3 protein-coding genes are annotated in these 1,901 nt (G+C 56.8%); 2 read left to right on the top strand and 1 reads right to left on the bottom strand.

From position 1 onward, the window contains the following. The coding region (locus CFR72_RS17025; protein ID WP_167400440.1) for a helix-turn-helix domain-containing protein at positions 1-261 on the bottom strand (261 nt) is incomplete at its 3' end. Between the two features lie 354 nt (positions 262-615). Between CFR72_RS17025 and CFR72_RS17020 the strand changes: the two genes are divergently transcribed. Both CFR72_RS17020 and CFR72_RS17015 read left to right on the top strand, forming a co-directional pair. Continuing rightward, positions 616-1,185 (top strand): hypothetical protein, encoded by a 570-nt coding sequence (locus tag CFR72_RS17020; protein ID WP_019087465.1) that lies wholly within the window; start codon positions 616-618, stop codon positions 1,183-1,185. A 195-nt stretch (positions 1,186-1,380) separates the two neighbouring features. After that, entirely contained in the window at positions 1,381-1,674 is a 294-nt protein-coding gene (locus tag CFR72_RS17015; protein ID WP_244182366.1) for a hypothetical protein, read from the top strand. The last annotated feature ends 227 nt before the right edge of the window (positions 1,675-1,901 follow it).

Here is a 1,901-nt window from a genome sequence, read left to right as displayed (position 1 = left end):
CAGTGCCTTGAGCGCATATTGCTGACTGGTCTGGCTGACGGCGCGGACAAAGTCCACCTCGCGGCGCAGAATGGTAAGCTCCCGCGCCTGCGTCACGTAGTTCAGGTTGTCGCCGGTTCTGGCCTGATAGTTCCGCCAGTGATCGCGGCGCTGCTCAAGGGCTAGGTTCCACACAAGACGGCAGACGCCTGCGAATTGAAGAAAGGCTTCTTCCTGCAAGGCGTTGGGTTTGAGCCTGTATGTAAAGCCACGAAACGACATGTAATTAACTTAATATGGAAAGTCCGTTCAGTAAAGAGCGGAACCGCTTTCCTCCCCGGCCTGAACGCCGGGGTTTCCAGCGATAATTTACGATGATCGCCAACCCCTCCCTCTTCCTGAGCAATTCGGAAGAGCGATTTCCGCCGACTGAACACGTCGAAAATGGCAGTTTTCCACCGAAAAAAGGAAAGGACCATAGGAAAGGATTAATATCTTATTTTTATCTAGGGGTTTGCCGATCCGCGATTTTCGCTGGGAAACCGCCAAAAATGGCTTGCCATTAGGTCGCACCACATGCGACCATAAAGTCGCACAGTGTGCGACCTATTCGGCCCATATACAGAGGTTCCCCACATGCGGAATGTCACCCGTCTCAAGACCCGCAAAGACCGGCTCCGCGAGGACCAAGCCGACCTGTTGAAGCAAGCCCTTCTGCCCTTCGCAGAGGACGATGGACCGATGCGGGATGCGGTCGGACGGCTCTACGTCCAGATCAAGAACCTCACCACCCCAGACCCCGGAACCACGGAGCCGTTCGTCATGATCCGTCCCGCCCAGAATCGCGCCGTCACCCTCTGGCTGCTGAAGAACAGTAAGCGGCCCATGAAGGCCGTGGACGTATGGACGCTGCTGTTCGACCACCTGTTTCCCCATACCGGCCAGATCATGCTGACCCGTGAGGAAATCGCGGAAAAAGTCGGTATCCGGGTCAACGAAGTTACAGCCGTCATGAACGAGCTGGTGAGCTTCGGCGCGATTTTCTCCGAGCGCGAGAAGGTGGCCGGAATGCGCGGGCCGGGCCTCGCCCGCTACTACATGAACCGGCATGTGGCCGAGGTCGGCAGCCGCGCCACGCAGGAAGAACTTGCCCTAATCCCACGCCCCGGCGCCAAGCTGGCAGTCGTGCAGGGTGGCAAGGCTTAACCCGTAACTGATGGCCCATCCGTCCCCGGTTACACGGGTTACACATTGCCCGTCCCTTTGTGTAACCAGAAATAGGCCAGAAAAATGGCGGGAAACAGCCAATCCGAAAGCCGGTTACACTGGTTACACTGGTTACACCAAAAAACACAGACCCCGAAACGGACTGGCGCTGTCTCCACCTGATAGCAGGCGGCAATGGATGCAGCCACAGACAAGATGGCTGAACTCTACCGGGGCGAGAAGCCGCAACCGGGCCTGTCTGAACTGGGTACGCACGGCGCTGGCGTGGTGATTGCCGATTACTGCCATGACCGGAACCGGACAGACGATGACTACCAGCGTGCCTTGACGGCAACCCTTGAGGCATTGGGTGATTTGTGGACGGAGCGCGGCATCGGGGAAGTGGAGCGCAACCGCATGACCGATGAAGTGATGGATACCAGCCTGCGCCGCTGGTTTGCCCTCACAGGAAGGGTCGTGGCGGGGTGATGGCAGGCGGGACGATAACAGGACGACCCACAAAGGAATATGGATCAGACAGACAGGCAAGGGGCTTCCAGAAATGGAGGCCCTTTTTTTATGTGTATGGGTAACACCCGTACACCGACCTTCTTACTTTGTAGGCCAACCTTTTTCATTACGTTATCGAAACAATCATATCCCCCATCCTGCCTGCCAAAGCCATCCAAGCGGCAGTTTTAAGAGGGGTATTAAGG

It is taken from the genome of Gluconacetobacter entanii (assembly GCF_003206495.1).
GTDB lineage: Bacteria > Pseudomonadota > Alphaproteobacteria > Acetobacterales > Acetobacteraceae > Novacetimonas > Novacetimonas entanii.
Note: the sequence above shows the minus strand (reverse complement) of the source record. Positions and strands in the feature narration are given on the sequence as shown.

Excerpts from the sequence above, each read along its gene's own strand:
- CFR72_RS17020 (WP_019087465.1), top strand. The coding sequence starts at position 616 with ATGCGGAATGTCACCCGTCTCAAGACCCGCAAAGACCGGCTCCGCGAG.
- CFR72_RS17015 (WP_244182366.1), top strand. The coding sequence starts at position 1,381 with ATGGATGCAGCCACAGACAAGATGGCTGAACTCTACCGGGGCGAGAAG.